Genomic DNA, 25,782 nt, shown 5'->3' on the forward strand with positions numbered 1-25,782 from the left:
CCCGATGAGCCGGAAGTTCACCCAGAGAAATTAACGCGCCGGAAACATCCGCCCCCGTCGAACGACACTGACCAGGCCCGGCGCCCGGCTCCTCATGTCACTCCAGTGCACTGAGATGACACCTCAGCGCGATGACTGTATAGGTGAGGCATTGCTAACGTCAGTCGTCATGAGACTGAGCCTTCCCCCGCGACCTTCCCTTCCCGGCGCGCTGTGCGCCCTCGCCCTGGGCCTCGGTGCCCTGACCGCCTGCTCCTCCGGCGATGACGGCGGCTCCGGATCCGGTGTGGAGACCCGCACAGTGTCTACCGAGCGTGGTGACGTGGAGGTCCCCGCCGAGCCGCAACGCGTCGTGGCCGTGGACTGGCAGATCCCTCCGACGATGGTCGACCTGGGAGTGACCCCGGTCGGTATCTACGAGGGTTACTACGAGTCGGATGCCGCAGCCGCCCGCGCTGTTCCCGACCGCTATGTGGATGCCCTGGCCGACGCCACCCGGATCGGCAACTGGGACGCACTGAGTATGGAAAAGGTCAGTCAGCTCGACCCTGACCTCATCGTGACCACCGGGGTGGGCCTGGAGGAGGACCAGCTGGACAAGCTGGCGACGATCGCACCGATGGCGATGGCGGACAACTCCGGTGACCTGACGTCCCAGGCCCAGATCGCGGACATCCTCAACCGGTCCGACGAGTTCGACGAACTGCAGCAGACCTTCGATGACAAGTCCGCGGAGATCGCGGAGAAGCACCGTGACATCCTGGCGGACTCGACGTTCGTCTCGGTCAGTGGCGGGCAGGACGCCAACTGGTTCGCCGAAGGTGGGCAGACCGCCGTCGGTACGTTGCTCAGTGCGGTCGGGGCATCCTTCGCCGACGCGGTGGACCCCGACGGCTGGTGGGGTGATCCGCGGTCCTTCGAGAACCTCGGTGACCTGGATGATGCCATGGTGATCCTCTACCCGGAGACCGTGGACGGGGATCCCGCGCCGAATACCGTGCCGGTACTGGACTATTCGGTGTTCACGGCACTCCCCGCGGTGAAGGCGGGGAATGTCTTCGGATTCTCCCAGGGTGCGGCATCCAACATCGGCTGGGCGATCGACGCCCTCGATGAGATCGACCGGATCCTCTCCGAGGTCGGGGCGGCGTGACGGGTCCGGTGGCAGGCAGACACCACCGGTCCCGGGTGGTCGGTCGTGAGTGGGTCACCCCGCGCATTCTGCGGCTCACCGTCGACGGTGCCGGTGATCTTTCCGCCACAGCAGCCGACAGCACCGACGCCCATGTGGCGCTCTACTTCTACCCGCCGGAGGCCCACGTCCCGGAGCGGTTCGTGGCCGAGGAGCTCACTGCGCTGCACGAGTTCGCGACACCCCAGGTCCGCCGCTACACCGTCCACCGGGTCGATCCGCTGGCGGGCACGGTGGAGTTCGATGTGGTCGTCCACGAGCCGGTGGGGCTGGCGTCCGGCCGACTGACGGCACTGGACGTCGGCGATGAACTGCTGTGGTGGGGACCGACGCAGTCCTGGCGGCTGCCTGAGGGTGCCACCACCCTGCTGCTGTTCGGTGACGAGACTGCCCTACCTGCGATGGACGCCATCCTGACCGGACTTCCGGAGACAGTGACCGGCAGGGTCGTCGCCGAAGTCGCCGACGGAACCGACGAGGTCTATCTTGCCGACCATGCCGACCGGTCACCTCAGGTGGAGATCACCTGGGTGCACCGTGGATCCCCCGACGGGACCGTGTGCCCGGAGTTCGTGACAGCGATCGAGACTCTGGCCACCGAAGTCAGGGACACCACATCAGGCCCGGTCGCCCTGTGGGCCGGCCATGAGTTCGCCTCTGCGGCCGCGGTACGCCGGATGTTCCTGCGCGATCCCCGGTCCGCGTCCGACGGCACACCGGGGATGACGCTGACGAAGCAGGAGGCGACAGTGACCTCGTACTGGATCCACGGTCAGGCCCAGGACGCCCGGCCCGACGCCCGCAACCGCACCCGGAACCTCGAGGCCCGGGCGGCGCGACCGGACGTGGCCGCCCGTCACCTCTCGGCGAAGTAGTGCGCCGGGGTGGTTCCGAAATGGTGCCGGAACGCCCCGGTGAATCCGTTGGTCGAGGAGTAACCCATCCGGGCGGCGACCGCGGCGACGGGGACCTGCTCGGCGAGCAGCGGCAGTGACCGGTAGAGCCGCACCCTGGTCCGCCAGGCGGAGAAGGTCATGCCGGTCTCCGCGAGGAAGGCCCGCTGGATGGTGCGGCCACTGGCGTGCAGCCGTCCGGCCCAGTCGTCGAGGGAGTGTGTCGCCCCGGGGTGGTCCAGTACAGCCGTGGCCACTGACAGCGCACGCGGATCGACCGGTATCGGCAGTTCCACGTCGGCGGCATCCGCCGGGGCCAGGACGCTGAGCAGGGTGGCCCGTGCATGGCGGGCGGCGGCGTCCTCAAGATCCTCCCGGGCGAGGTGCCGCAGCAGTTCACGGGCCAGGGGGCCGACCGACAGGACCGTCAGTCCACCGCCGGCGCAGGGATCGGGGTCGCACTCCTCCTCCCAGAGGTAGGCGCAGTAGAGCTCCGTGCCGTTGACGGTGCGGACGTCATGGACTTCCCCGGCGGGGATCCACAGTGCCTGGGTGGGGGCGAGGATCCAGCGCCGGTCGCCGACACTCGCGGCGATCTGTCCACGCGCGGCCCACAACAGCTGTGCCTTGAGGTGACTGTGGGCGTCGAAGGTGAGGGGCCCGGAGGTGTCGAGCCGGTCGACCCAGATGCACTCGTCGTCGCGCAGACCGTACTCGGACATCAGCTCTCTCCCCTGCCGGCATCTCCTGTCCAGGCCGCCCACAGAGTTGCGTAGCGTCCGCCGGCGGAGACGAGGTCGGCGTGGGTGCCGTTCTCGACGATGCGCCCGGCGTCCATGACCAGGATACGGTCGGCCAGGCGGGCCTGGCTGAGCCGGTGGGCGATGACCAGTGCGCCGCGCCCTGCTATGACCTGCGCGGACGCCCGGTCGAGGACACGGGAGTTGATGGAGCCGTCCTCAGCGGTCGCCTCGTCGAGGACCACGTAGCCGGGGTCGAGCAGCAGCAGCCGGACCAGGGCGAGATGCTGGGCCTGGTGGGCGGTGAGATGGTGGCCGTCATCGCCTACGCGGGTGTCCAGCCCCTCGGGCAGGTCCAGGATCCAGTCGGCACCGCAGGCCCGCACGGCGTCCTCGATGGTGCTGTCGCCGGTCTCCCCGGCACCGAGGGTGAGGTTCTGGCGCAGCGTCGCGGCGAAGACGTGGGTGTGCTGGGAGGCGAGAACGACGCGCGGACGCAGTGCCGTACCGAGGACATCCAGGTCGATCCCGTCGAGGGTGGCACTTCCCTGCCGGACAGGCACGATGCCGGCGAGGATCCGGGCGGCGGTGGTCTTGCCGGCACCGGTCGCACCGACCAGGGCGACGCACTCCCCCGGCGCGATGTACAGGTCGATGTCTGTGAGGACCGCGTGCTCTGCGTCGAAGCTGTGGTGGACACCGCGGAGTTCCAGCCCCGGAGCGGCGCCTCCGGCACCCTGCAGCGGCTGCGTGGTCCCGGCAGGGTGACTCACCGGAGACAGTGTCACACCTGCCAGTCGGCGCAGTGCGATTCCGGCCTCCTGGATCCGGTCGAAGGTACCGATGACCTCGGCGATCGGGTTGAACAGCCGGTGGTAGAGCAGAGCTGCCGCGGTGACTGCACCGACGGTGGTCCACGAGGCATCGACGAGAACGAAGCCGACGACGAGAATTGCGACGGTCACGACGTACTCGGCCCGGTTGTTGCGCTGGAAGTAGCGGGTGACCATCCGGTAGACGCGGTCCTCGGTGCGCCGGGTCTCGTCGGAGTCGGCGTCGAGGCGGGCGAGCTCGGCGTCCTCCCAGCCCTGCGAGATCAGCGCATCACGGCCGGTGGCGTCGTCGAGGAAGCGCGTGGTGCGCCGGGCGAGGATCTCGCGTTCGGCCCGGTAGAGCGGCGCGGAGCGCGGCAGGTACCAGCGCAGCGAGGCGATGTACATCGGCACACCGACCAGCCCTGCCAGACCGAGAGCCCAATGCAGGCTGAACAGTCCGGGGACGGAGAGAACCAGCAGCGAGCCGGCCGCGAGGACCTGCGGCAGCACGGTCGATACTGCCGTGGAGATCAGGCGTGAATCATCGCCGACCCGGGAGACGAGTTCACCGGTGCCGGCCTTCTCGATGACGCCGGGCTCCAGGGCCAGGGCGTGGCTGACGACGTCTTCGCGCAGTGTGGCGACGGTCGGTTCGGCGACGCGGGCGAACAGCACCGCACCCCACCACGACAGCACTGCGCCGAGGAGCAGGGACGCCATGATCAGTGCCAGAGGAGTGAGCACATCACCGAATGTCGCGCCGGGTTCACTGATCCGGTCGATGATCCGGCCGGTGGCCAGTGGCGGGACCAACACACAGGCACTGGTGGCCAGTGCGACGACGCCGGCGGCCATCGCCGTGCCCCGGTGCGGGTGCAGTCGTTCCCACAGGAAAACGCGGGCCTGCGCGGCGGTCGCGGTGGGCAGTGTCACGGAGTCAGTCATCGTGCGACCACCGCCCGGTAGCCGTCACCGGCCGACAGCTCGGCATGGTCCCCTCGTTCGCCGGTTCCGTCGGCACGGAGGAACACCACCTCATCGGCGATGTCCAGCAGGGTCGGTGAGGTGGTCACGACCACGAGGGTTCCCTGGTCGCTGTTGCCCCGTAGCCGGTGCAGGCCCTCGGCGATCCTCGCCTCGGTCACCGAGTCCACCGCGGTGGTGGGATCGACGAGAATCCTGGTCATCCGCCCGCCACGGGGGGTTTCGGCGAGGGCACGGGCCAGGACAACGCGCTGCTGCTGACCTCCGGACAGGTTCGCTCCGGCACCGTCGATCTGATGACCGGCACCGGCGTCGAAGAGGTCGACGAGTTCGTCGACGCCACTGGCAGCCAGCAGTTCTGCAGGAAGGGTGGTCGTCGGCGTGCCCGGACCCGTGATGTTGTCGGCCAGCGTCCCGGCGAACAGATGCGCGGTGTGCGGCGATATCCTCACGGTCTGCGGCAGGAGACGTGGATCCAGCGAGCGGATGTCCACCCCGTCGAGCAGGACAGTGCCAGGCCCCTCGGCATGGACCAGGGCGTCGCTGATCCGACGGTGGACGGTGGCGTCCCCGCTGACCACGGCGGTGAACTGACCCGCAGCACAGTCGACGGTCATGCCGTCGGCCAGTACCAGTGTCACCGTCGCGCCGGGTGACGGGGCCGGCACGTCCTGTGCAATGCCCCCTGCAGTGTCCCCTGCAGTGTCCCCTGCAGGTTCGCCGAGGTAGTCGGCGATGCGTCGTGCCGAGGCCGCCGACCGGGTGTAGCCCTCGATGAAGGCGACGACCATGCCGACCGGGCCGGCGAGGAAGGTCGTCACACCGAGGACGCCGACGAGTGTGCCGACCGTCATCTCCCCCTCGACCGCGCGCCACGCTCCCAGCCCTGCGGCGATCAGCAGGACCAGACCACTGAGAAGTACCTGGGCTCCATCCAGGCGTCCTGAGGCACCGGCGGACGCGACACCGGCGTCCGCTGCGTCCTGACTGTGCCGGCGGTACCAGCGCGCGGCGCGGGACTCCCCACCGATACCGCGCAGCACCTCCACGCCCTGCATCACGTCAGCGGCCGAAGCGCCCGCGGCGGCGATGCCCTCCTGCTGTCGGTGACTGGTGCGGGAGAGCACGGGCGTGAGCAGGCGCAACACGACCATGCTCAGTGGGGTGGCGACGAGAACGCCCACCCCGACACACACATCGGACCAGAGCAGGTAACCGGCGCAGACGAGCAGGCCGAGAATGCTGGCCGCGCCCATCGCCGCCTGCTGTAGGACGCCGGTCGCCGCATCCGCGTCCGAGGACGCCAGCGAGGCGATCTCACCGGGCAGGCGTCCGGCGGATCGACGGGTCGGGTCGAGGGTGGCGGTGGCGATCTCGCCACGCAGCCGGTGCTTCTGGCGGGTACGGGCGAACCAGCCGATCCGGGACCCGCTGCGGAAACCGTAGCTGAGCACCACGAAGCAGAGACCGAGGATGATCAACCAGAGGATGAGTCGACCGACGTCGGAGGGGCCGACCGCCTCGTCGACGGTGACTCCGATGACGGCGGGCACGGCGGTCTCCCCTACCGCCCAGCAGGTCAGCAGGGCGGCTGAGGCGAACACGGCGCGGCGTTCACGGGTGAGGATGCCGTGCAGGAGGATGCGTCCGGGGTCTGAGTCAGAGGCTGCAACCGTCCGACGGTGTCGCTTCAGTTGGGGGTCTGTATCCACGGTGACAGAGTATGCCAGTCCAGGTTCTCCAGGGCCATCCTCCTGAACTCTTCCGTACCCAGTGCTCCGGCGCCTTCCGGGATACTCCCCAGGAAAGCTACCCCGGTCACCGCAGAGAGTTCGTCCACGTTCAGGCGAGTCGCGAGGTCAGGATCCTCCGGCAGACTGCCGCCGAGCAGACCGAGTACCCGGATCCCCTGGTGGAGCGCACACTGCACCGTCAGCTCCGCGGTATTGAGTGATCCGAGGCCGAGCGTGGTGACCACGACCATCGGTGCACCGAGTTCCACGGCGAGGTCGGCGAGGGCCCAGTTGTCCCCGAGCCGGACCAGGATGCCGCCGGCGCCTTCGACGAGCAGGATCCGGTCGGGGTCGGCGGCGTCCAGCGTCCGGAGTCGGTCCGCGGTTTCGTGGAGTTCTGCGGTGGGGAGCCCTGCCCGGCGGGCAGACAGGTCCGGTGCCAGCGGTTCCGGATAGCGGTGGAACTCGTGGAGATCGGTGATCCCGGTCAGCCGGTGGACGGTCGCCAGGTCCCCGTGCTCGTCGGGTCCGCCGGGTTCACCGGTCTGCACCGGTTTGACGACACCGACGCGGCGTCCGTGCTCGACCAGACAACGGGCCAGAGCCGCGGTGGCGACGGTCTTGCCGATATCGGTGCCGGTCCCGGTGACGATGATGATCATGCCGCCACTTCCTCGGCGGCAGCCACAGCGGCGGCGACGGCCCGGCAGATGGTGGCGACCTCCCCGGTGGTGCTGATGAACGGCGGCATGCAGTAGATGAGGCGGCCGAAGGGGCGTAGCCACACACCGTGGGCCACCGCGGCGTCCTGTACGTCGGTCATGGCGTCATCGTCGAGCGCGGTGGTGAGTTCCACGACGCCGACCGCCCCGAGGACGCGGACGTCGGCGACATGGTCCAGGTCCGCGAGGTGACAGAGGCCGTGGCGGAGCTCGTCCTCGATCCTCGGTACCGCGCTGCGCCAGTATCCGTCAGTGACCAGGTCCATCGCCGCTGTGGCGACGGTACAGGCCAGCGGATTGGCCATGAACGTGGGCCCGTGCATCAAGGCACCGCCACCGGCAGGTGAACTCACCGCGTCCGACACCGCCGTGGTGGTGAGCACGGCGGCCAGGGTGAGCATGCCGCCGGTGAGCGCCTTGCCGACGCAGAGGATGTCCGGGATGATTCCGGCCGCGGCGGTGGTGAACAGGTCACCGGTGCGTCCGAAACCGGTGGCGATCTCGTCGGCTATGAGCAGGACGCCGTGGGCGTCGCAGATCCGTCGGACACCGGCGACGAGAGAGTGATCGTGGAAGCGCATGCCCCCGGCACCCTGGACCACCGGCTCGATGATGACTGCGGCGACGGTGTCGTCGATGTGCGCCTCGAAGCCCCGCAGGTAGTCGACGATCTCGCGGTCGCTGCTGCCGCGCACCGGCGGGGCGGGTACGAAGATCTGCTCGGTGAGCGTTCCGGACCACAGGGAGTGCATGCCACCGTCAGGGTCACAGACGGACATCGCGCCGAAGGTGTCGCCGTGGTAGCCGGAGCGCCAGGTCAGCAGGCGGCGGCGCTCCGGGTGGCCGCATCCACGCTGGGTCTGCAGCGCGGCCTTGATCGCGACCTCGACGGCGACAGAGCCGGAGTCCGCGAAGAACACGGTGGACAGATCGTCACCGGGACAGTCCCGGTAGGCTTCGCCGGTCACGGTGAGCAGGCGGTCGGTGAGGGTGACAGCCGGGGTGTGGGTCAGACCACCGAACATGACATGGGGCAGGATGTCGAGCTGACGGTGGGCTGCAGCGATGAGGTCAGGATGGCGGTGACCGTGGGCGGCGGCCCACCATGAACTCATGGCGTCGATGAGGACGCGGCCGTCGGCGAGAGTGAGGTTCACCCCCTCAGCGCCGGAGACATGGAGGTTGTCACGGGGTCCGGGAACCGGGGAGTACGGGTGCCAGATGTGGCGGACGTCGGTGGTTGCAGAGTCGGTGGTTGCGGTGGTGTCGGATGCGGACTGCATGATCACTATGGTCGCCCAGACTTGAACAGTGTTCAAATCGGTGGTTGAGTATGTCCGGTGACACAACTTGAACACCGTACAAGTCTGCCGCGGGAAACACCCACCGGCAGCACCGCCGCCACCACCGCCATTGCCGCCGTCGCGGGGATCGAGATGTGGGAGCGCTTCAGCTTCTACGGCATGCAGGCCATCCTCGTCTACTTCCTCTACCACTCCACCGGCCTCGGCGGAATCGGCATGGACCACACCACCGCCACCGCCGTCATCGGCGCCTACGGAGCCGCGGTCTACCTCTGCACCATCGCCGGCGGCTGGGTCAGCGACCGACTTCTCGGCGCCGAACGCACCCTCACCGGCGGAGCGGTCCTGCTCGTCATCGGCCACCTCACCATGGGCCTCGTCGGTGGTGCCCCCGGTACCGTGGCCGGACTCGCCCTCATCGCCCTCGGCTCCGGTGCGTTGAAGGCCTCCGCCGTCGCCGTACTCGGCCGCTGCCTGGACCGGACCGACACCGGGTTCCTCGCCTTCTACCTCGGTATCAATACCGGCGCCTTCTTCGGCCCCGTACTCACCGGCTGGCTGCAGGAGCAGTACGGTTTCCGCGCCGGATTCTCCGCCGCCGCCGTCCTCATGATCCTCGGTCTGACCATGTACCTCGCACTGCGGCGCAGGTACCTCTCCACACTCACCGACGACACCCGCTGGGCTGTCCTCTCCCCCGGCCAGCCCGCCGACCGACGCAGCGTCCTCCTCGTCGTCCCTGGTGTGGCTGCCACCGTCACCGCCGTCGCCGTCCTCGCCACCACCGGTGTGATCGGGGTGGATGCCCTGACCAACGGCATGCTCGTGGCCGTCATCCTCGTTGCCGTAGTCACCTTCATCAGCATGCTCACCGCACCTGGCGTTACCGGGGCGGAGCGGGGCCAGATCCGTGCCTTTATCCCCCTGTTCATCGGCTCGTCGGTGTTCTGGGCGATGCTCAACCAGAACTTCGGCGTCCTCGCGGTGTACTCGGACCTGCGGCTGGACCGCACGCTGTTCGGCTGGGAGATGCCCGCGGCGTGGACCCAGTCGCTCAACCCGGTGTTCCTGCTGGTGGCTATCCCGGTCACCGGGTGGTTCTGGTCACGGCACACTCCCCGTCAGGATGCCCGCGCAACGTCCCCGGCACGTCGGATGTCCCTGGGCGTGGCGATGGCAGGACTCGGCATGCTCGTCTTCGTCCCCTTCGCCGACGGCGGCGAGGGTTCGACGCCGCTGCCGGTGCTGGTGACCGCGACCCTGCTCATCACACTCGGGGAGATCAACGTCGGACCGGTCGGCATGGCGGCGGCCGGGGATCTCGCACCCGACCGCTTCGCCACCCGGTTCTCCGCCCTGTACTTCCTGTCCATGGCGGTAGGCACGGCGGCGGCCGGTGTCCTGTCCGGGTTCTACTCCCCCGGTGATCCGGCTGCCGAGCGGCTCTACTTCTGCGGATGTGCTGCGGTAGCGGTGGTCACGGCGATGGGGCTGCGGTCCGCCACGAAGCGGGTCAGTTTCTGAAGCGAGGTCCCCGTACAGCCGGTAGTACCGAGAGACGGAACTCAGGTACCTGACTTCCGTGCCTCGGTACTGGGAGCGACAATGCCAGAAGCGCAGGGACTTCCCCTGGTCAGCCCCGCCGGAAGGCCACCAGCGCGACAATGGAGATCGATGCCAGCACCCGGGACGCCGGCGCCTTGTAGTGCAGCCCGGCGCGATCTCGCTCGACAGCAGTGAGGCCACACCACCGACCATCGACACACTGCGCAAGCATCGGGATACCGCGCTTCGTGGTGCGCATGAACGCCTTCGGTGCCTGCCCCTCGCCCGCCATGGAGTGCAGCATGCGGGTACAGGAGAACAGGCCCGAGTTGCCCGCCGAGAGCAGTGCGGCGATGATGACGACATTCATCACGTCTCCCATACGTCTCCCATCCCGCAGATCCCGGCGATGTCGAAGACCATGACGAACGGGGATTCGTCGAGGCCTGCGTCCTCGTAGGGCACGAGAGCCGCGATGACGAGGATCGCGCCGAGGAAGAAGACGGTCAGGCGGATCATCGCGGTGCGGATGGCCTTCGGGATGACCTTCTCCGGATTCTTCGACTCACCGGCGGCCACCCCGATGAGTTCGGTGCCGGAGAAGGCGTAGAACACACCGGAGGTGACCACGAGCATGCCGCCGAAGCCGGCGGGGAAGAGTCAGGCGTCCGTGTCGAAGTTGTCGATACCGACGATGGGGGCCGCATCCACGATGATCGGTGCGAGGACGGCACCGAGCGGGCCGGCCTCACCGATGGTGTAGCCGGAGGAGACGGAAAGGCCGGAGCCGACGACGCCGCAGAGGGCGGTCATCACCAGGTGCCGCTGCTCCATGGTGCGCTTCAGGCCGGTGGCGGTAGTCGGGTCTGCTACGTCCGGCGCGACGACTGACATGGAGGTCAGCCTATACTCGCGGGGATGACCGCCCACAACGACTCTGATCTACTCACCACACTGTCCCACCATCCCGTGATCCCCGACGGCGGCCTGGGAACCCGCCTGGAGGACCGCGGCAACGACATCACCGGTGCGCTGTGGTCCGCCCAGGTCCTCAAGGACAACCCGACCGAGGTCCGGGAGTCCCACGCCGACTTCTTCGCCGCGGGTGCGGAGGTGGCCACCGCCTGCTCCTACGAGGTGACCGTCGACGGTCTGGTGGCCACCGGCATGTCCCGGGAGGACGCGGTGGCGGAGTCCGAACTCCTGCTGCGCCGGGCAGTGTCGGTGGCGCAGGAGGCAGCGTCCTCCGCCGCTGAGGTCGCCGGTGCACCGCGGTGGGTCGCCGCCTCCGTCGGCCCCTACGGCGCGGGCCCTGGTGAGGGCACCGAGTACGACGGCGCCTACGGGCTGACTGTCGACGAGCTGGCGGACTGGCACCGCGACCGGATCCGCATCCTCGCGTCCACCGGCGCCGACGTGCTCATCGCCGAGACCGTGCCCTCGGTACGGGAGATCGAGGCGCTGGCCCACGGGTTCACTGCCGCAGGCGTGGACGCGCTGCTCAGCGTGACGGTGCTCCCCCGCACCCCGGGGACGCTGGCCGACGGCGTCACTCTCAGCGACGGGACCGGGCTGTCGGAGGTCGCCCGCATCGTCGCGGAAACGCCGGCGTTCCGTACCGTCGGCGTGAACTGCGTCAGCGCGGACGCGGCCCTGGCCGGTGTCCGTGCCCTGGGGTCTGGGCTTGCTGAGGCGGGGCGACCACTTCCCCTGTCCGTGTACCCGAACAGCGGCGAGCTGTGGGACCATGTCAACCGTTGCTGGCTGCCGCGCACGGAGGAAACCGCGGACGGGGCGACCACCAGCCTGCTCGACGCCGTCCCGGACTTCCTCGACGCCGGAGTGCGCCTCATCGGCGGGTGCTGCCGCGTCACCCCGCGGGAAATCACCGCGATCCCCGAAGCGGTGCGCGGAAGGTGAACGGTGGAACGGGTAACCACAGGACCGCTGTGCACATCTGAGACGGGCGTGAGTACGCGCCACACGCCGGGGCCCCGCAGTGCTCGGCGCGGCACCCGTTAGGCTGGAGTGTCATGAGCAGCAAGTCCTGGAAGAAAAAGAAGAAGGTCGCCGGCAAGGCGAAGAAGTCCAGGGCCGCGAAGCGGTCCGGACGCAAGATGACGCCGCGGCCGGCGACCGGACAGGTGTCCGCCCCCGTCCGGCGTTCCTCCGCCCCGGCCTATTTCAACGTCGAAGACCTCGACAGGAAGCTCCAGGGAGACACCGCCCCGGTCACCGGGACCGCCGCAGAACCCGCTGTGACCCCGGCCCCTACCGCAGTCGCCGGGACAGTAGGGACCGCAGAGGCTGCAGAGCCCGAAGCCCCCGTCGTGGATGCCCCGGAGCTTCCTCACGCCGCGTTGCCCACCCCGCAGCTGCTTCAGCTGCGCATCGACCTCAAGGGTGCGAAGCCGCCGATCTGGCGCCGGGTCGAGGTCCGGTCCGATCTCACCCTGGATGCGGTGCACCGCGTCATCCAGGCCGCCTTCGGCTGGACAGACACCCACTCCCACCGGTTCACCCTCGACGGCGACGCCGCTCTCCCGGAGGCACAGGTCCGCCTGGACGAGACGCTGCAGGGGGTCGGGGACTCCCTGCGGTACCTCTACGACGACACCGACAACTGGAACCATCAGATCAAGGTGGAGAAGATCCTCGACACCATCGCCGACGATGCACCGGATGCTGCGGTCACCGGTGGCCGGCGTGCCACGCCCCCGGAGAACTGCGGAGGTCTGCTGACCGAGGCGGAGCTGGCCGAGATGCTCGACGATCCCGCCCACTTCGACGTCGCGGAGGCCGACGCCCGCCTCAACTGACGCGGAAGCACTGTAGTCGCTCGGGCGACAACACCCACCACAGCAGAGCAAGGATCGAGCGAGCTCGGCAGTTCGCGCGATCCTTGCTCGCAGATTTCGATATACGGGGTACCGGCACCAGTCACCGGCAAGGCGCCTGACAGCCCCGGGCTACCCCGTCTACTTCTTCTTCCGGCGGTCCCGCTTCTCACGCACACGCACGGCGATACGCACCGGCGAGCCCTCGAAGCCGAAGGACTCACGCAGCCGCCGCTCCAGGAACCGGCGGTAGCCGTGCTCCAGGAAGCCGGTGGTGAACAGCACGATCACCGGCGGCTTCGAGGCTGCCTGGGTGGCGAAGAGGACACGCGGCAGGCGTCCGCCACGCATCGGCGGCGGAGTCTGGGCGATGACCGCACGCAGCCAGGTGTTCAGCTGGCCGGTCGGGATGCGCTGGTCCCAGCTCTCCAGGGCCTCGATCATCGCCGGCTCCAGACGCTGCAGTGCGCGCCCGGTCTTCGCCGAGATGTTCACCCGACGAGCCCACGGCACGTGCGCGAGCTGCTGGTCGATCTCGCGCTCCAGGTCTTCACGACGGTCCTCGTCGACAAGGTCCCACTTGTTGTAGGCGACGACCAGGGCACGACCCGAGTCCAGGATCATCCGCAGGACGCGCTGGTCCTGCTCGGCGATCGGCTCGGAAGCATCCACCAGGAAGATGACGACCTCGGCCGAGTCGATCGCGGCACGGGTGCGCAGCGAAGCGTAGAACTCGTGGCCGCGGGCGGTCTTCGTTTTCTTGCGGATACCGGCGGTGTCCACGAAGCGCCACATCTGCTGCTCGAGCTCCACCACCGAGTCCACCGGGTCGACGGTCGTGCCGGCGACATTGTCGACCACGGACCGGTCTTCGCCGGTGATCTTGTTCAGCAGCGAGGACTTGCCCACGTTCGGGCGTCCGACCAGCGCCACGCGGCGCGGACCTGCGACGATGGACGTCTCCCGAGGCGTCTCCGGGAAGGACGCCAGCACCTGGTCGAGCACATCGGCGGCACCACGGCCGTGCTGCGCGGAGACCGGGTACGGGTCACCGAGGCCCAGGGACCAGAACTCGGCCATGTCGCCGTACTGGGAGTCCGAGTCGAACTTGTTGGCCACCAGCACGACCGGAATCTCGGAGCGCTGCAGTCGCCGGGCGATGATCTCGTCGGTGGCAGTGATACCGACCTTGGTGTCCACCACGAAGACGATGACGTCGGCGGTGGCCATGGCGGTTTCCGCCTGTCGGGCGATGGCACCGTGGATGCCCTTGGCATCCGGGTCCCAGCCGCCGGTGTCCTGGACCCAGAAGCGGCGTCCGCCCCAGTCGCCGATGTAGGAGATGCGGTCACGGGTGACGCCGGGGAAGTCCTCGACGACGGCCTCGCGACGGCCGATGAAGCGGTTGACCAGGGTGGACTTGCCGACATTCGGGCGTCCCACGATGGCGACGGTACACAGCGCCTCACGCTCGGCCTCGTCGTCACCGAGGACGCCGAAGGCCGCCTCGACGGCCTCCCAGTCGGTGTCCTCGCCGGCACCGGTGAGCAGGTCGAAGTCCTCGGCGTCGTCGTAGCCACCGGTGACGATGAACTCGGTGGCTCCCTCGTCGTAGTCCTCGAAGTCCTCGTCGGAGAAGTCGTCTTCGTCGAATTCCTCGGAGAACTCGGAGAACTCGGTCTCGTCGGCGAGCTCCTCGACCGGCTCACCGGCGATCGCGCCGTCGGTGGTGCGGAAGACCAGCTCTTCCCCGTTGGTCTCCGGGGTGTTGTTCTCGTCGTTCATCAGTTGCTCCCTGCGGTCGTGAAATCGGCGGGGTTCGCGGCGGAGGCCACGGTCAGACCGGCGAGTGCGTCGAGCACCCCGTCGATGTCCAGTTCCCCGGTGTCGAGAATGGTGGCGTCCTCGGCGGGACGCAGCGGGGACACCGTCCGTGAGGAGTCCGCGGCGTCACGGCGCTCCACGTCGGCGAGCACGGCGTCGAAGTCGACGGTGCGTCCTGCGGCGGTGTCCTGGTCATAGCGGCGCTGCGCCCGGATCTGTGCGCTGGCGGTCATGTAGACCTTACAGGTGGCGTCCGGCAGCACGGCGGTACCGATGTCTCGGCCCTCCACCACGCAGCGACCGGTCTGCAGCGCCAGTGCGCGCTGCAGGGCGACGAGGTTGGCGCGCACCGCAGGCACCGCGGCGACCGCGGAGACGTGGGCGGTGACCTCGGGGCCACGGATCTCAGCGGAGACGTCCTCGCCGTCGAGCAGCACCTCCGTGGACGCCGGGTCCTCGTTGACCTGCAGCGGCAGATCGGCGGTGGCCTCGGCGACGGCCTCTTCGTCGGTCGGGTCGATACCCGCGCGCAGCACGTGCAGCGTGGCGACCCGGTACATCGCACCGGTGTCGAGGTACTTGGCGTCCGCGGCGGTGGCCAGCAGACGGCAGACGGTCGACTTGCCGGTGCCGGAGGGACCGTCGACGGCGATGATCAGGCCACCACCGACGACATTGTCGAGGGTCTTGAGTTCTTCGAAGGTGTTCAGGTCGGTCATCACAGTCCCACCGCGTTGTAGAGGCTCGTCAGTTCGGAACGGTTCAGGGCGCGCAGCGTGCCGGGCTTCTGCTCGCCGAGCTGCACGGTGTGGACCTTGGTGCGGACCAGGGCCTGGACCGGGAACCCGGCCTCCTTGAGCATGCGACGCACGACATGCTTGCGGCCCTCGTGGATCACGACCTTGATCAGTGACTTGCCCTGCCAGGCATCGATGATCTGCACCTCGTCGGCGATGACGATGCCGTCGTCGAGCTCGATGCCGTCGAGGAGCTGTCGCACCAGCCGGCGGTCGGCCTCGCCGAGCACGGTGGCCAGGTAGGTCTTCTTGATGCCGTAGCGCGGGTGCATCAGCCGGTTGGCGAGCTCACCGTCGTTGGTGAGCAGCAGCAGCCCCTCGGTCTGGGCATCGAGGCGTCCGACGTGGAACAGTCGCTGGCCTGCCTCGACTCGCTCACCGACGAGATCGGAGAGGCACGGCCGACCGAACTCGTCGTGCATGGTGGAGTGGATGCCGCGCGGCTTGTTCAGCGCGAAGGTGACGATCTCCTCGTCGGCGATGACGCGGACGCCGTCGACGCGGATGACGTCGTTCTCCGGGTCGACACGCATGCCCTGCTCGGTGACGATGGTGCCGTTGACCTCGACCCGCCCGGCCTCGATGAGCTTCTCGCTCATCCGGCGGGACGCCACGCCGGCGGCCGCGAGGACCTTCTGCAGGCGGGTCTTCTCGGAATCGGACTTGGTCCTCTTCTTCTGGTTCCCCTGGCCCCCGGCCTTCTTCGGGGGCTTGCGGTCCGCCACATGCTGGTGGCGGGCGGGACGTGCGTTGGAGATGTAGCTCTCCACGTCCCTGTTGTGTTCGTTGCGTTCCGGTGTGCCGTCTCGGCGAGCGGGATTGCTCACGGTGTCCTCAGAATCTTTCTGTTGCCGCGGTGGCGGCATGGTCGAGGGATGTTCAGTTGTCTGACCCACCAGTGTAGACCATCACCGCACCATGATCATTCTCGCTCACGGCAGGTCGATCTGATCCACATCCGGCAGCAGCGGGGCGAGGTTCGGCAGTGCCTCGAGTGACTCGATGCCGAGTTGCTCCAGGAAGAGCTCCGTGGTGGCGTAGAGGTGTGCGCCACCGATCTCACCGGTCACGCCGACCTCCGCGATGAGCCCACGCAGGGTCAGGGTGCGCATGACTCCATCGCAGTTCACACCACGGATCGCGGCCACCTGGGACCGGGTCACCGGCTGCCGGTAGGCGATCACGGCCAGGGTCTCCAGTGCCGCGCGCGAGAGCCGCGACTGCGCCCCGTCGAGGACCTTCGCCTCCACCGTCTCTGAGTTGTCCCGGCGTGTGTAGAGCCGCCAGGCCCCCTCACGCTCCCGCAGTTCGAAGCCCATCCCCCGGTCCGAAAACTCGCTGGCGATCTCCGTCAGGGTCTCGGTGACCTCGGCCGCGGGCACGTCGAGCAGACGGGCGAAATCCGTCGCCGTCGTCGGCTCATCGGCGATGAGCAGCAGTGACTCCAGCCTGCTGCGCAGCAGTGACACGGGTTCCATGGTTCCCACGCTGAATCTCCTTGATAGTCCTGATCAGTCCCAGTTGCTCGCCGCGACGACCGACGGGTCGACGTCCAGCCCGGTCCACGCCACGCTCAACTCCCCCAGCGGTTCGGGCTGTTCGATACCCACCGCGCGGGCCTTGTACAGTTCCAGCAGCGCGAGGAAGCGTCCGACCACGGTCATCGACAGGTCACAGTCCGAGATCAGAGTGGCGAAACTGACCCAGTGGTCGGCACCGGCGACACGCAGCGTCGACAGGATGTGCCCGGCCTGTTCCGGCACGGACACCGCCTGGACATGGATATGCCCGGTGGCGACCTCGTGCGGTTTCGGACGGAACGCGGACGCCGCGATCTCGGCGAACTGGTCGGGGGTCAGCCCCAGCTCCACCGGCGGCATGAGGTCGACGAACTGCGGCTCCGGGGACAACTGGACCGGGTAACTGCGCGCCGCGTCCCGTTGCCAGCCGGCGAAGAGTTCCGCGACGGACTTGTAGGCCTTGTACTGCAGCAGTCGGGCAAACAACAGGTCGCGGGACTCCAGCAGCGCCAGATCCTCCTCGTTCTCCACCTCACCCCGCGGCACGAGCCGGGCGGCCTTGAGGTCGAGCAGGGTCGCTGCGACGACGAGGAACTCGGTGACCTCGTCCAGGTCATCCGCCGAGCCGGTCAGCGACCGGGTGTAGGCGATGAACTCGTCGGTCACGGTCGCCAGGGCGATCTCCGTGACATCCATCTTATGGGAGTGGATGAGCTGGAGCAGCAGGTCGAAGGGGCCGTCGAAGTTCGCCAGGGCGACCCGGAACCCGGTGATCTCCGGCTGGACAGGCTCGGTGACCGCCACGTCCACGGCGTCCGGCATACCCGCAGCGTCGGCAGCCACCGTTACGTCCTCTCGATGACCTCGGCGGCCAGGTCGCGGTACTGCTTGGCGCCCTCGGAGGACGGTGCCCAGGAGGTGATCGGCTCGCCGGCGACAGTGGTCTCCGGGAACCTCACCGTGCGGGTGATGACCGTGTCGAAGACCCGGTCACCGAAGACCTCCACCACCCGGTTCATGACCTGGCGGGAGTGGTTGGTCCGTCGGTCGAAGAGGGTCACGAGGATGCCGAGGACCTCCAGGCGGAAGTTCAGCCGGTCCCTGACCTTGTCCACGGTATCGTGCAGCAGAGCCAGGCCGCGCAGCGAGAAGTAGGTGCACTCCATCGGGATGATGACGCCGTCGGCACAGCACAGTGCGTTGACGGTGAGCAGTCCGAGGGACGGCTGGCAGTCGACGATGATGTAGTCGTAGTCCTTCATCACCGGACGCAGCGCCCGGGCCAGCGACTGCTCGCGGCCGACCTCGTTGACCAGCTGGATCTCCGCGGCCGAGAGATCGATGTTGGCCGGGATGACGTCCAGATTCTCGACTGCGGTGTGGTGCAGCGCGTCCTCGAGCGTGGCGTCCCGGTCGACGAGGAGGTTGTAGACGGTGGTGTCGAGGTCCTCGTGCTGGATACCGAGTCCGGCGGACAGGGCACCCTGCGGGTCCAGGTCGACGAGCAGAACCTTACGGCCGTACTCGGCCAGCGCCGCCCCCATGTTGATCGTGGACGTGGTCTTACCCACGCCACCCTTCTGATTGCACATGGCGATGACGGTCGCGGGTCCATGGGAATCGACGGGTGCCGGGGTGGGGATCTCGCGCAGCGGTCGGCCCGTCAGGCCCATCTCAGGCTCCCTGAACAGACCGTCGTTGGTCTCAGCCATCTGCGTCAAGCTCCTTACCTGGACTCACGTCCCGTTCTCTTGACCTGGTCCGGAGGCACCCCGGCCCAGGAATCACATGGGCCACAGTATCACGCAGCGGAGCAGCCCTGCGGCAGGCATTGCTGGTCAAGTCCTGGGATGTGACAGAGCCCAGGATTCACGGAGCAGGTCCGGGGTCACCTTGGCGTAGATCTGTGTGGTCACCACATGGGAGTGACCGAGAAGTTCCTGGACCACCCGGATGTCCGCCCCGCCGGCGAGCAGATGGGTGGCGAAGCTGTGCCGCAGCGCGTGCGGACTCACCTTTCCCAGCCCTGCCTTCTCCCCTGCCGCCGCCACGACATTGAACCCGGACTGGCGTCGCATCCGTCTGCCGGACGAGGTGAGGAACAGCGCTGCCCCGTCACCGCCTGCCCGGCCCGAACCCCGCGCAGCCAGGGTCGGTCGTGCCCGGACGAGGTAGGCGTCCACCGCCGCAAGTGCCGGAGTTCCCACCGGGACGACGCGTTCATGGTCACCTTTGCCGCGCAGCAGGACGGTGTCCTGGGTCCGGTCGATGTCGTCGACATTGAGGTCCAGCACCTCGCTGATCCGGGCGCCGGTGGAATACAACAGCTCGACCAATGCGCGGTCGCGCAGATCGAGCGGACGGGCGTCCTCCCCTACCGGAACCGCCTCGATGAGTGCGGTGACCTGGTCGATGGTGAGGGCCTTCGGCAGGTCCGCACGCTGCTGGGAGACCGGGACGGCGTCGGCGGCATCCGGGATGCCCCGGTCCCGCGCAGCGAAGGCGTGGAGGCTGCGCACCGTGCTCAACGACCGGGCTGCCGAGGTCTGCGCCAGCGGCCGCCCCCCGGTCACCTCATTGCCTTTGCGCAGGTCGGCGATGAACCGTTCGATGTCGGCGACCTGTGCTGTGGCGACGGTCAGTCCTTCACCGTCGAGCCAGGTGAGATAGCGGTCGGCGTCACGACCGTAGTTCTCCAGGGTGTTGGAGCTCAGGCCGCGCTCGGTGCGCAGGTGGCGGAACCAGTCGCGGCGCAGTGCCGCATCCTGTGACGGTGTGTCAGCGGACATGCTTCATGTCGGTGCCGGGCTCCTGCCCGACCGACCGCCGGTCGGCCAGGGCGGAGGTCTTCGCGAACGGTTCGGTCACCTCACGACGCGTCCCGACAGCCAGGTGCAGCAGACCGGCGACGGCAATTGAGTTCTCCACCTCGCCACGGCGGACCATACCGACGGCTTCGTCGACCGGCACCCAGCGGCGCGTCATGTCCGCTTCCTCACCCTCCGCCTCAGGCAGGGCACCCGACTCCTCCGCCGTCAGCGGGCGGACGCCCTCGGCGAGGAAGATCCGGCAGATCTCCTCACTGGTACCCGGTGAGGTGACGATGTCGCCCAACAGATGCCACCCGGACGCCGCGACGCCGGCCTCCTCGGCCAGTTCACGCTGCGCCCCGGTCAGCGGATCCTCGCCGACGAGGTCGAGGATGCCGGCGGGCAACTCCCAGAGGTAGCGTCCGACCGGTCGCCGGTACTGACGGATGAGCAGGACCTCACGACTCTCCCCCGTCTCCCGGACCGCGACCACCGCAGCGGCGCCGAAGTGCTCGACGACCTCCCGGGTCGCTTCCCCGGTGGCGGTGGAGATCCGGTCCCGTCGCAACGCGAGGATCGGAGCGTCCACCAGCAGGTCGCTGGACAGGGTGCGGTAGAGGTCAGCCATGAGAGGCTACTTCGCCTCGCGACGGGCGACAGCGGCCCTGACCAGGCCGGCGAACAGCGGGTGCGGGCGGGTCGGGCGCGACTTGTACTCCGGGTGCGCCTGAGTGGCGACGAGGTACGGGTGAACGTCCTTCGGGTACTCGACGAACTCGACGAGACGGCCGTCCGGGGAGGTACCGGAGAACTGCAGACCGGACCCCTCGGTGATCTGCTCCTTGTAGGCGTTGTTCACCTCGAAGCGGTGACGGTGGCGCTCGGAGACCTCGGTGGTCCCGTAGGTGTCGGCCAGGACCGAGCCCTCGGCCAGGACGGCCGGGTAGGCACCGAGACGCATGGTGCCGCCCAGGTCTGCCTCACCGTGCACGGCAGCCTCCTGCTCGGCCATGGTGGAGATCACCGGGGTACCGGTGGCACCCAGCTCCTCGGCGAACTCGGTGGAGGACGCGTCGTCGATGCCGGCGGCCTTGGCCGCCTCAATGACGGTGCACTGCAGACCGAGGCAGATGCCGAGCATCGGGATGAGGTTCTCGCGGCAGTAGGTCACCGCGGCGATCTTGCCCTCGATACCGCGGACACCGAAGCCACCGGGGACGACGACCGCGTCGACGTCGCCGAGCTGCTTCCGGGCACCCTCCGGGGTGGCGCAGTCATCGGCGGCGACCCAGCGGATGGTGGCCTTGCGACGCTCACCGAAGGCGCCGGCGCGGATGGCCTCGGCGACGGACAGGTAGGCGTCCGGCAGATCGATGTACTTGCCGACCAGTGCAACGGTGACCTCTCCCTGCGGGTTATGGACGCGGTCGAGCAGGTTGCCCCAGACGGTCCAGTCCACGTCCCGGAACGGGAGGTTCAGCTTGCGGATGAGGAAGGAGTCGAGGTGCTCGTTGTAGAGCACCTTCGGAATATTGTAGATCGAGGAGGAGTCCGCGCACGAGATGACGCCCTCTTCGTCGACGTCGGTCATCAGGGCGATCTTCTTCTTCAGTCCCTGCGGAACCTCGCGGTCACAGCGCAGGACGATGGCGTCCGGGATGATACCGATGCTGCGCAGTTCGGCGACCGAGTGCTGGGTCGGCTTGGTCTTCAGCTCGCCGGACGGTGCCAGGTAGGGCACCAGGGAGACGTGGATGAAGAAGATGTTCTCGCGGCCGACCTCGTGGCGGACCTGGCGGGCGGCCTCGAGGAAGGGCTGGGACTCGATGTCACCGACGGTGCCACCGACCTCGGATATGACGACGTCCGGGACGACGCCGTCGGCGTCCGGGGCGGCCTGGGCGAGGATGCGGGCCTTGATCTCGTCGGTGATGTGCGGGATGACCTGGACGGTCTTGCCGAGGAACTCCCCGCGACGCTCCTTGGCGATGACGGTGGAGTACACCTTGCCGGTGGTGACGTTCGCGTTCTTGGTGAGGCTCCGGTCGAGGAAGCGCTCGTAGTGCCCCAGGTCGAGGTCGGTCTCGGCGCCGTCGTCGGTGACGAAGACCTCACCATGCTCGAAGGGGTTCATGGTGCCCGGATCGACGTTGAGGTACGGATCCAGCTTCTGCATGGTCACGGTCAGCCCACGGGACACGAGGAGCTGTCCCAGGCTGGCGGCGGTGAGGCCCTTACCCAGCGAAGAGACGACACCCCCCGTGACAAAGATGAACTTGGTGTGCTGCTCGCTGCGCCCCTGAGACACGTCAACTCCCGTGGTGGTAACCGATAAAACCTACGGGACTTCAGCCTATCACAGCGAGGGCATCGCGGCACTTTCCGCCGCGCCGTAGGACCCGGCTTTGCCGTCCAACTGCTGGGCCAGGGCCCGCACCACGGTGATCCGCCCGGCGGTGCGGTCGGCGTTGTCGACGGTGCTGACCTTCTCAGTGTCCGCCCGGTCGGCACGCAGGATCTCCAGTGCACCACCGTCGGTGGTCGAGGCCCAGTCGCCGGCGAGGACGACCCCGCCGGTGACGGCGTCCAGCCCCGCGGCCAGGTCGGCGGTGAAGGTACCGGCGTATCCGCCGGTGGACCCGGTGACCACGACCACGGCATCCGCGGATTCCAGCTCCGGGATCCCGCCGTCGAGGAAACCACCCTTGTCGAGAGCGCCGAGCAGCAGGGAACGGTCGGACTCGGAGGCCTCCGACACCCGGTCCCCCTCACTGCGGAGCGCCTGACCGACGACCTGACCAAGGTGGTAGCCGGGGTCCCGGCGGTCCTCGGAAAGCTTCGCCCCGGCCGGCAGGGTGTTCGCTGCCAGGGATTTCACGGCGTCCGCCTTGTCCTGGGAGAGGACGTCGTCAGTGAACGACAGCGTCCCCGCATCCGTCGCGCCCGCATCGGAGAGCAGCGCGCGCTGGGCGTCGACCACCTCCTCGTCGGCGTCGGGCATGCCCACGACGAGGACACTGCGGTCCTTGAGATCGTCCCGCACGGCACCGGAGGCCAGTTCATCGAGAACAGCGTCATCGGCGTCCAGACCGGCGGTGGACGCCGAGAGTTCGTCGCGGGTGGAATCCAGCTCCTCCTGGACACCGGAGTCCACGGCCGTGGGCCCACCCTCCACATTGGGGGCGAGGACGTAGAAACCGAACAGTGTTCCGGCGGCGATACCGGCTGCTACCCCACCGAGGATCTTCGGGCCGCTCACGAGAACAGGTCCTGGAACTTCGTGGCGATGTTGTTCCAGCTGTCGACGAGGTTGTCGACGAAGCCTTCGGAACCACTGAGCCCCGCGATGAGGATGATCACCAGGATCGCGGCGATGATGCCGAGGATCGCCCACAGCCAGCCTCCGCCGGAGCGGGAGACACGGTAGAGCTCGGCGACGGCGGAGGAGTCGACGAAGCGGCTGCCGACTTTCAGGCGCGAGAGCATCGAGGAGGGGGTGTCCGGGGCCGAGGCGGTGTCGAAGATGCGCTCCAGGTCGACGGTCGGTCCGAGGTTCACGACCATGGACGCGCCGTGGTATTCGGCGAGCAGCAGGGCCAGATCGGTGGCGTCTCCGGTGGCGGCGGGGAAGGTCATCGCTCCGACACCGAGGTCCTGGATACGCTCCAGTCCCGCGGCGTGACCGTCGGGGTCGGCGGGCAGGATGACAGTCGCGCCGGACCGCAGGTTGTCCGAGGAGATCAGCTCGGGGTCACCGATGATCACCGACGGACGGTAGCCGTGCCGGACCAGTTCGTCGACGGCCTGGTCCACACCGATGAGCACGGGGTCGTACTCGCGGATGAAGTAGCGCAGCGCCTTGAGCTTGGTCTCCAGCTCCGGGTCAGGGCTGACGATGAGGACCTTCCGGTCGTCCATGTCGACCTCGACCTCGGGGACACCGAGTCCGTCGATGAGCAGCGGGGCCTCGGTGCTGACGAACTCGGCGGTGTTGCCGGAAAGCGCCTCCATGTGGTCGACGAGCGCCTCACGGGCATCGAGGAACCGGGTGCGGGCGGTGTCCTCGTCGAGGATCTCACCCTTGCCGATGGAGCGGTCCCCGTAGAAGATCTTGCCGTCGTCGAGGCGACCCTTCTTCCCGTTCTTCGTCTTCCCGGGCAGCGCGGGGTCCGCGTTCTCCACGAGGGTGACTCCGGCGTCCAGCAGCATCTGGGGACCGAAGTTGGGGACGTTACCGGTGGTGAAGGCGGCGGTGTTCACCACACCGGCAACCTTGGCGTCGATGAGCTTCTGGGCGAGTGCCCGGTTGATGTCCGGGGCGTCGATGACGACGATGTCGCCCTCGCCGAGCTTGGCCAGTGTGGAACTGCCCTTCGCGCCGGTGCAGTCCCGGGTATGGCCGTGGATGCCTGGGGTGTCGTCGGTACGGGAGAAGATCATGGTGGACATTGTGAACTGTGGGTCTCCTTTTCCGGCGGAGGCGCGCCGGTGAGCGCCACAGTCAGCGCACTAACCTGGCCTTCTTCATCCCCCACCGGTACAGCGATCCGCACACGGTGACGAAGATCGCGCCGATGACCACCGGAGTGAGCAGGTAGCTCCAGGTCTCGCCGTCGAGCATGATGATCAAGGGGATGCCCGCCGCCGGCGGATGGAGGACGCGCAGTGCCACCATGACCATGATCGCGGCTCCGGTCGCCAGGGACATCGACCACCATTCCGTCGGCATGGTGGTCACCACCGTCAGTCCCGCCACAGCGGAGATCATGTGCCCGCCGATGACATTGATCGGCTGGGAGACCGGAGCTTTCGGCAGAACGAACTCGAGGACGCAGGACGCACCGAAGCTCGCCATGAGCAGTGGGTGACCGACAATATCGGAGAAGAACCCGAGCAGGGCGATGACCGTCATCGACGCGAACCCGGACAACAGGATCGCCGGAACGGAGAACCGGGGTTGGGTGCGGGTGAAGGACCTGCGCAGCGTGCGGCCGACCGACCGCAGCGCGTGGCTCACCGCATGTCCCCTGCGGAGACCTCGGACGCGTTCCCGGTGTTCGTTCCGGTGTCTGCGGTGTCCGCCCCGGTGGCGGCATTGTCGACGGCGGTGCCCAACCTGGTGACCGGCCGGGTCGCGAGTCTGGCGACGGCGGCAGGGATCTCGACCACCGGATCGACCAGTGGCAGCAGACGCAGGTCGCCGGAGGTCACGCCCGGAGTTCCCACTGGTACGACCGCGGCCCACCGGCCGGTGGCCGCAAGAGCGGTCAGTGAGGCCACCGAACCGGATTCCACGGTGGGAGCCACCGACACTCCGACGGATGTCATGGCCCGGTCAAAACAGGTGCGGGCGAGCATTCCCGGGGAAAGCAGAGCGACCGGAAGCCTGGCGAGATCGACCGCGCTGATCCGGTCCCGGCCTGCGTCCGGACCGTGGGACGGGCCCAGCCCCGGTCCGAGGGTGGCGACCAATCCCTCGGTGAGCACGACGGCGTAGCGCACCGGTTCCATCGGAGTGAGCGCGAGCCCGTCCAGGTCGACGGCGCCGTCGATGTCGTCGACGGGGTGGATCACGGCGGCGTCGAGGTCGTGGGAGCGGAGCTTCTCGACGAGATCGGCACTGCCGATCCCCGTGCTCACCTCCACGCGGACACCGGGGTGGGCGGTGGTGAGCCGGGCGATGACGGCGGCGGCCCGGGTGTCACCGGAGGGGACGGTGCCCAGCCGCAGGGTCGTCGACAGGTTTCCACCGGCGGCAGTGAGGTCCTCCACAAGCCTGCGACGGTCGGCCAGGATCCGACGGATATGGGTGAGCAGCAGCTCACCCTCGGGAGTGAGGTCCCGGAACGAGGACCTGCCACGGTTGACCAGCGGGACGCCGAATTCCGCCTCGAGTTTGCGGACCGCCTCGGACATCGTCGAGGTCGTCACGAAACAGGACGCGGCGGCACGTCCGAAGTGGCGTTCCCGGGCAAGCGCGTCGAAGTACTCGAGCTGGGTGAGCAACATAGGGCTGACGCTACCGCACCGGACCGGGGTGCCGCCCACCTGGAGCGTCACGCAACG

General features: G+C 68.2%; 26 protein-coding genes. 5 read left to right on the forward strand and 21 right to left on the reverse strand.

Features of this window, described 5'->3' with window-relative positions; genetic code table 11:
* The first annotated feature begins 169 nt into the window (after positions 1 to 169).
* Entirely contained in the window at positions 170 to 1,153 is a 984-nt protein-coding gene (locus Q0A27_RS12435; RefSeq protein WP_291475940.1) for an ABC transporter substrate-binding protein, read from the forward strand.
* 8 nt (positions 1,154 to 1,161) lie between these two features.
* A complete protein-coding gene (locus Q0A27_RS12440; protein WP_291475942.1) occupies positions 1,162 to 2,067 on the forward strand; it encodes a siderophore-interacting protein in 906 nt (301 codons plus the stop codon).
* Here Q0A27_RS12440 and Q0A27_RS12445 read toward each other — a convergent pair.
* Genes Q0A27_RS12445 through Q0A27_RS12465 form a run of 5 tightly spaced genes read right to left on the reverse strand, consistent with a single transcriptional unit; the run spans position 2,049 to position 8,362 of the window.
* Positions 2,049 to 2,807, reverse strand: coding sequence for a helix-turn-helix transcriptional regulator (locus Q0A27_RS12445; protein ID WP_291475944.1), 759 nt, complete (start codon positions 2,805 to 2,807; stop codon positions 2,049 to 2,051). The genes Q0A27_RS12440 and Q0A27_RS12445 overlap by 19 nt on opposite strands.
* A complete protein-coding gene (locus Q0A27_RS12450) occupies positions 2,807 to 4,585 on the reverse strand; it encodes an ABC transporter ATP-binding protein (protein ID WP_291475946.1) in 1,779 nt (592 codons plus the stop codon). Before Q0A27_RS12450 ends, Q0A27_RS12445 begins: the two co-directional genes overlap by 1 nt.
* A complete protein-coding gene (locus tag Q0A27_RS12455) occupies positions 4,582 to 6,336 on the reverse strand; it encodes an ABC transporter ATP-binding protein (RefSeq protein WP_291475947.1) in 1,755 nt (584 codons plus the stop codon). Before Q0A27_RS12455 ends, Q0A27_RS12450 begins: the two co-directional genes overlap by 4 nt.
* Positions 6,315 to 7,019, reverse strand: a complete 705-nt coding sequence (bioD, locus tag Q0A27_RS12460; protein ID WP_291475949.1) for a dethiobiotin synthase — start codon at positions 7,017 to 7,019, stop codon at positions 6,315 to 6,317. The genes Q0A27_RS12455 and bioD overlap by 22 nt, the downstream gene beginning before the upstream one ends.
* Complete coding sequence (locus Q0A27_RS12465; protein ID WP_291475951.1) at positions 7,016 to 8,362, reverse strand: adenosylmethionine--8-amino-7-oxononanoate transaminase; 1,347 nt, start codon at positions 8,360 to 8,362, stop codon at positions 7,016 to 7,018. The genes bioD and Q0A27_RS12465 overlap by 4 nt, the downstream gene beginning before the upstream one ends.
* A gap of 57 nt (positions 8,363 to 8,419) precedes the next feature.
* Between Q0A27_RS12465 and Q0A27_RS12470 the strand changes: the two genes are divergently transcribed.
* Positions 8,420 to 9,907, forward strand: a complete 1,488-nt coding sequence (locus tag Q0A27_RS12470; protein WP_291475953.1) for a peptide MFS transporter — start codon at positions 8,420 to 8,422, stop codon at positions 9,905 to 9,907.
* Positions 9,908 to 10,016: 109 nt separating this feature from the next.
* Here Q0A27_RS12470 and Q0A27_RS12475 read toward each other — a convergent pair whose 3' ends face one another.
* Genes Q0A27_RS12475 through Q0A27_RS12485 form a run of 3 tightly spaced genes read right to left on the reverse strand, consistent with a single transcriptional unit; the run spans position 10,017 to position 10,822 of the window.
* The gene (locus tag Q0A27_RS12475) at positions 10,017 to 10,310 is read right to left on the reverse strand and encodes a hypothetical protein (protein ID WP_291475954.1); all 294 of its coding nucleotides are present in this window, start codon (positions 10,308 to 10,310) and stop codon (positions 10,017 to 10,019) included.
* Positions 10,298 to 10,564, reverse strand: a complete 267-nt coding sequence (locus tag Q0A27_RS12480; RefSeq protein ID WP_291475955.1) for an amino acid permease — start codon at positions 10,562 to 10,564, stop codon at positions 10,298 to 10,300. The genes Q0A27_RS12475 and Q0A27_RS12480 overlap by 13 nt, the downstream gene beginning before the upstream one ends.
* Positions 10,565 to 10,588: 24 nt before the next feature.
* Positions 10,589 to 10,822 (reverse strand): hypothetical protein, encoded by a 234-nt coding sequence (locus Q0A27_RS12485; RefSeq protein ID WP_291475957.1) that lies wholly within the window; start codon positions 10,820 to 10,822, stop codon positions 10,589 to 10,591.
* A gap of 24 nt (positions 10,823 to 10,846) precedes the next feature.
* On the opposite strand from Q0A27_RS12485, the gene mmuM reads away from it, so the two are divergent.
* Both mmuM and Q0A27_RS12495 read left to right on the forward strand, forming a co-directional pair.
* Entirely contained in the window at positions 10,847 to 11,848 is a 1,002-nt protein-coding gene (gene mmuM, locus Q0A27_RS12490; RefSeq protein WP_291475959.1) for a homocysteine S-methyltransferase, read from the forward strand.
* 113 nt (positions 11,849 to 11,961) lie between these two features.
* Positions 11,962 to 12,747: a hypothetical protein gene (locus tag Q0A27_RS12495; RefSeq protein ID WP_291475961.1), complete on the forward strand. Its 786-nt coding sequence runs from the start codon at positions 11,962 to 11,964 to the stop codon at positions 12,745 to 12,747.
* Positions 12,748 to 12,906: 159 nt separating this feature from the next.
* Here the strand turns inward: Q0A27_RS12495 and der are convergent, their stop codons facing one another.
* The 13 genes from der to Q0A27_RS12560 form a co-directional block, all read right to left on the reverse strand.
* Positions 12,907 to 14,550 (reverse strand): ribosome biogenesis GTPase Der, encoded by a 1,644-nt coding sequence (gene der / locus Q0A27_RS12500; RefSeq protein WP_291475962.1) that lies wholly within the window; start codon positions 14,548 to 14,550, stop codon positions 12,907 to 12,909.
* Positions 14,550 to 15,308 carry a (d)CMP kinase gene (gene cmk / locus Q0A27_RS12505; protein ID WP_291475964.1) on the reverse strand — a complete coding sequence of 253 codons (759 nt, stop codon included), beginning with the start codon at positions 15,306 to 15,308 and terminating at the stop codon, positions 14,550 to 14,552. Before cmk ends, der begins: the two co-directional genes overlap by 1 nt.
* On the reverse strand, positions 15,308 to 16,213 hold the full coding sequence (locus tag Q0A27_RS12510) for a pseudouridine synthase (protein ID WP_291475966.1): 906 nt from the start codon (positions 16,211 to 16,213) through the stop codon (positions 15,308 to 15,310). The genes cmk and Q0A27_RS12510 overlap by 1 nt, the downstream gene beginning before the upstream one ends.
* A 105-nt stretch (positions 16,214 to 16,318) precedes the next feature.
* Positions 16,319 to 16,864, reverse strand: a complete 546-nt coding sequence (scpB, locus tag Q0A27_RS12515) for an SMC-Scp complex subunit ScpB (protein ID WP_291475987.1) — start codon at positions 16,862 to 16,864, stop codon at positions 16,319 to 16,321.
* 33 nt (positions 16,865 to 16,897) lie between these two features.
* Complete coding sequence (locus Q0A27_RS12520; protein WP_291475988.1) at positions 16,898 to 17,728, reverse strand: segregation/condensation protein A; 831 nt, start codon at positions 17,726 to 17,728, stop codon at positions 16,898 to 16,900.
* Between the two features lie 23 nt (positions 17,729 to 17,751).
* Positions 17,752 to 18,618, reverse strand: coding sequence for a ParA family protein (locus Q0A27_RS12525; protein ID WP_291475968.1), 867 nt, complete (start codon positions 18,616 to 18,618; stop codon positions 17,752 to 17,754).
* Between the two features lie 126 nt (positions 18,619 to 18,744).
* The gene (locus tag Q0A27_RS12530; RefSeq protein ID WP_291475969.1) at positions 18,745 to 19,695 is read right to left on the reverse strand and encodes a tyrosine recombinase; all 951 of its coding nucleotides are present in this window, start codon (positions 19,693 to 19,695) and stop codon (positions 18,745 to 18,747) included.
* Positions 19,685 to 20,344 carry an NUDIX domain-containing protein gene (locus tag Q0A27_RS12535; protein ID WP_291475970.1) on the reverse strand — a complete coding sequence of 220 codons (660 nt, stop codon included), beginning with the start codon at positions 20,342 to 20,344 and terminating at the stop codon, positions 19,685 to 19,687. Before Q0A27_RS12535 ends, Q0A27_RS12530 begins: the two co-directional genes overlap by 11 nt.
* Positions 20,345 to 20,350: 6 nt before the next feature.
* Positions 20,351 to 22,024, reverse strand: a complete 1,674-nt coding sequence (locus Q0A27_RS12540; protein ID WP_291475972.1) for a CTP synthase — start codon at positions 22,022 to 22,024, stop codon at positions 20,351 to 20,353.
* Positions 22,025 to 22,072: 48 nt separating this feature from the next.
* Positions 22,073 to 22,975, reverse strand: a complete 903-nt coding sequence (locus tag Q0A27_RS12545; protein ID WP_291475974.1) for a copper transporter — start codon at positions 22,973 to 22,975, stop codon at positions 22,073 to 22,075.
* Complete coding sequence (gene steA / locus Q0A27_RS12550) at positions 22,972 to 24,165, reverse strand: putative cytokinetic ring protein SteA (protein ID WP_291475975.1); 1,194 nt, start codon at positions 24,163 to 24,165, stop codon at positions 22,972 to 22,974. The genes Q0A27_RS12545 and steA overlap by 4 nt, the downstream gene beginning before the upstream one ends.
* Positions 24,166 to 24,217: 52 nt before the next feature.
* Positions 24,218 to 24,733 (reverse strand): HPP family protein, encoded by a 516-nt coding sequence (locus Q0A27_RS12555; RefSeq protein WP_291475976.1) that lies wholly within the window; start codon positions 24,731 to 24,733, stop codon positions 24,218 to 24,220.
* On the reverse strand, positions 24,730 to 25,725 hold the full coding sequence (locus Q0A27_RS12560) for a LysR family transcriptional regulator (RefSeq protein ID WP_291475977.1): 996 nt from the start codon (positions 25,723 to 25,725) through the stop codon (positions 24,730 to 24,732). The genes Q0A27_RS12555 and Q0A27_RS12560 overlap by 4 nt, the downstream gene beginning before the upstream one ends.
* Between the last annotated feature and the right edge of the window lie 57 nt (positions 25,726 to 25,782).

This window comes from Corynebacterium sp. (assembly GCF_022712275.1).
Classification (GTDB): domain Bacteria; phylum Actinomycetota; class Actinomycetes; order Mycobacteriales; family Mycobacteriaceae; genus Corynebacterium.

What these genes read in the sequence shown, in the direction of transcription:
- Q0A27_RS12560 (WP_291475977.1), bottom strand. Translation starts at nt 25,725, where the DNA reads ATGTTGCTCACCCAGCTCGAGTACTTCGACGCGCTTGCCCGGGAACGC.
- cmk (WP_291475964.1), bottom strand. Translation starts at nt 15,308, where the DNA reads ATGACCGACCTGAACACCTTCGAAGAACTCAAGACCCTCGACAATGTC.
- Q0A27_RS12465 (WP_291475951.1), bottom strand. Translation starts at nt 8,362, where the DNA reads ATGCAGTCCGCATCCGACACCACCGCAACCACCGACTCTGCAACCACC.
- Q0A27_RS12435 (WP_291475940.1), top strand. Translation starts at nt 170, where the DNA reads ATGAGACTGAGCCTTCCCCCGCGACCTTCCCTTCCCGGCGCGCTGTGC.
- Q0A27_RS12530 (WP_291475969.1), bottom strand. Translation starts at nt 19,695, where the DNA reads ATGTCCGCTGACACACCGTCACAGGATGCGGCACTGCGCCGCGACTGG.
- Q0A27_RS12450 (WP_291475946.1), bottom strand. Translation starts at nt 4,585, where the DNA reads ATGACTGACTCCGTGACACTGCCCACCGCGACCGCCGCGCAGGCCCGC.
- Q0A27_RS12445 (WP_291475944.1), bottom strand. Translation starts at nt 2,807, where the DNA reads ATGTCCGAGTACGGTCTGCGCGACGACGAGTGCATCTGGGTCGACCGG.
- Q0A27_RS12475 (WP_291475954.1), bottom strand. Translation starts at nt 10,310, where the DNA reads ATGGGAGACGTGATGAATGTCGTCATCATCGCCGCACTGCTCTCGGCG.
- Q0A27_RS12520 (WP_291475988.1), bottom strand. Translation starts at nt 17,728, where the DNA reads ATGCCGGACGCCGTGGACGTGGCGGTCACCGAGCCTGTCCAGCCGGAG.
- der (WP_291475962.1), bottom strand. Translation starts at nt 14,550, where the DNA reads ATGAACGACGAGAACAACACCCCGGAGACCAACGGGGAAGAGCTGGTC.
- Q0A27_RS12480 (WP_291475955.1), bottom strand. Translation starts at nt 10,564, where the DNA reads ATGCTCGTGGTCACCTCCGGTGTGTTCTACGCCTTCTCCGGCACCGAA.
- scpB (WP_291475987.1), bottom strand. Translation starts at nt 16,864, where the DNA reads ATGGAACCCGTGTCACTGCTGCGCAGCAGGCTGGAGTCACTGCTGCTC.
- bioD (WP_291475949.1), bottom strand. Translation starts at nt 7,019, where the DNA reads ATGATCATCATCGTCACCGGGACCGGCACCGATATCGGCAAGACCGTC.
- Q0A27_RS12535 (WP_291475970.1), bottom strand. Translation starts at nt 20,344, where the DNA reads ATGGCTGACCTCTACCGCACCCTGTCCAGCGACCTGCTGGTGGACGCT.
- Q0A27_RS12495 (WP_291475961.1), top strand. Translation starts at nt 11,962, where the DNA reads ATGAGCAGCAAGTCCTGGAAGAAAAAGAAGAAGGTCGCCGGCAAGGCG.
- steA (WP_291475975.1), bottom strand. Translation starts at nt 24,165, where the DNA reads ATGTCCACCATGATCTTCTCCCGTACCGACGACACCCCAGGCATCCAC.
- Q0A27_RS12485 (WP_291475957.1), bottom strand. Translation starts at nt 10,822, where the DNA reads ATGTCAGTCGTCGCGCCGGACGTAGCAGACCCGACTACCGCCACCGGC.
- mmuM (WP_291475959.1), top strand. Translation starts at nt 10,847, where the DNA reads ATGACCGCCCACAACGACTCTGATCTACTCACCACACTGTCCCACCAT.
- Q0A27_RS12525 (WP_291475968.1), bottom strand. Translation starts at nt 18,618, where the DNA reads ATGGCTGAGACCAACGACGGTCTGTTCAGGGAGCCTGAGATGGGCCTG.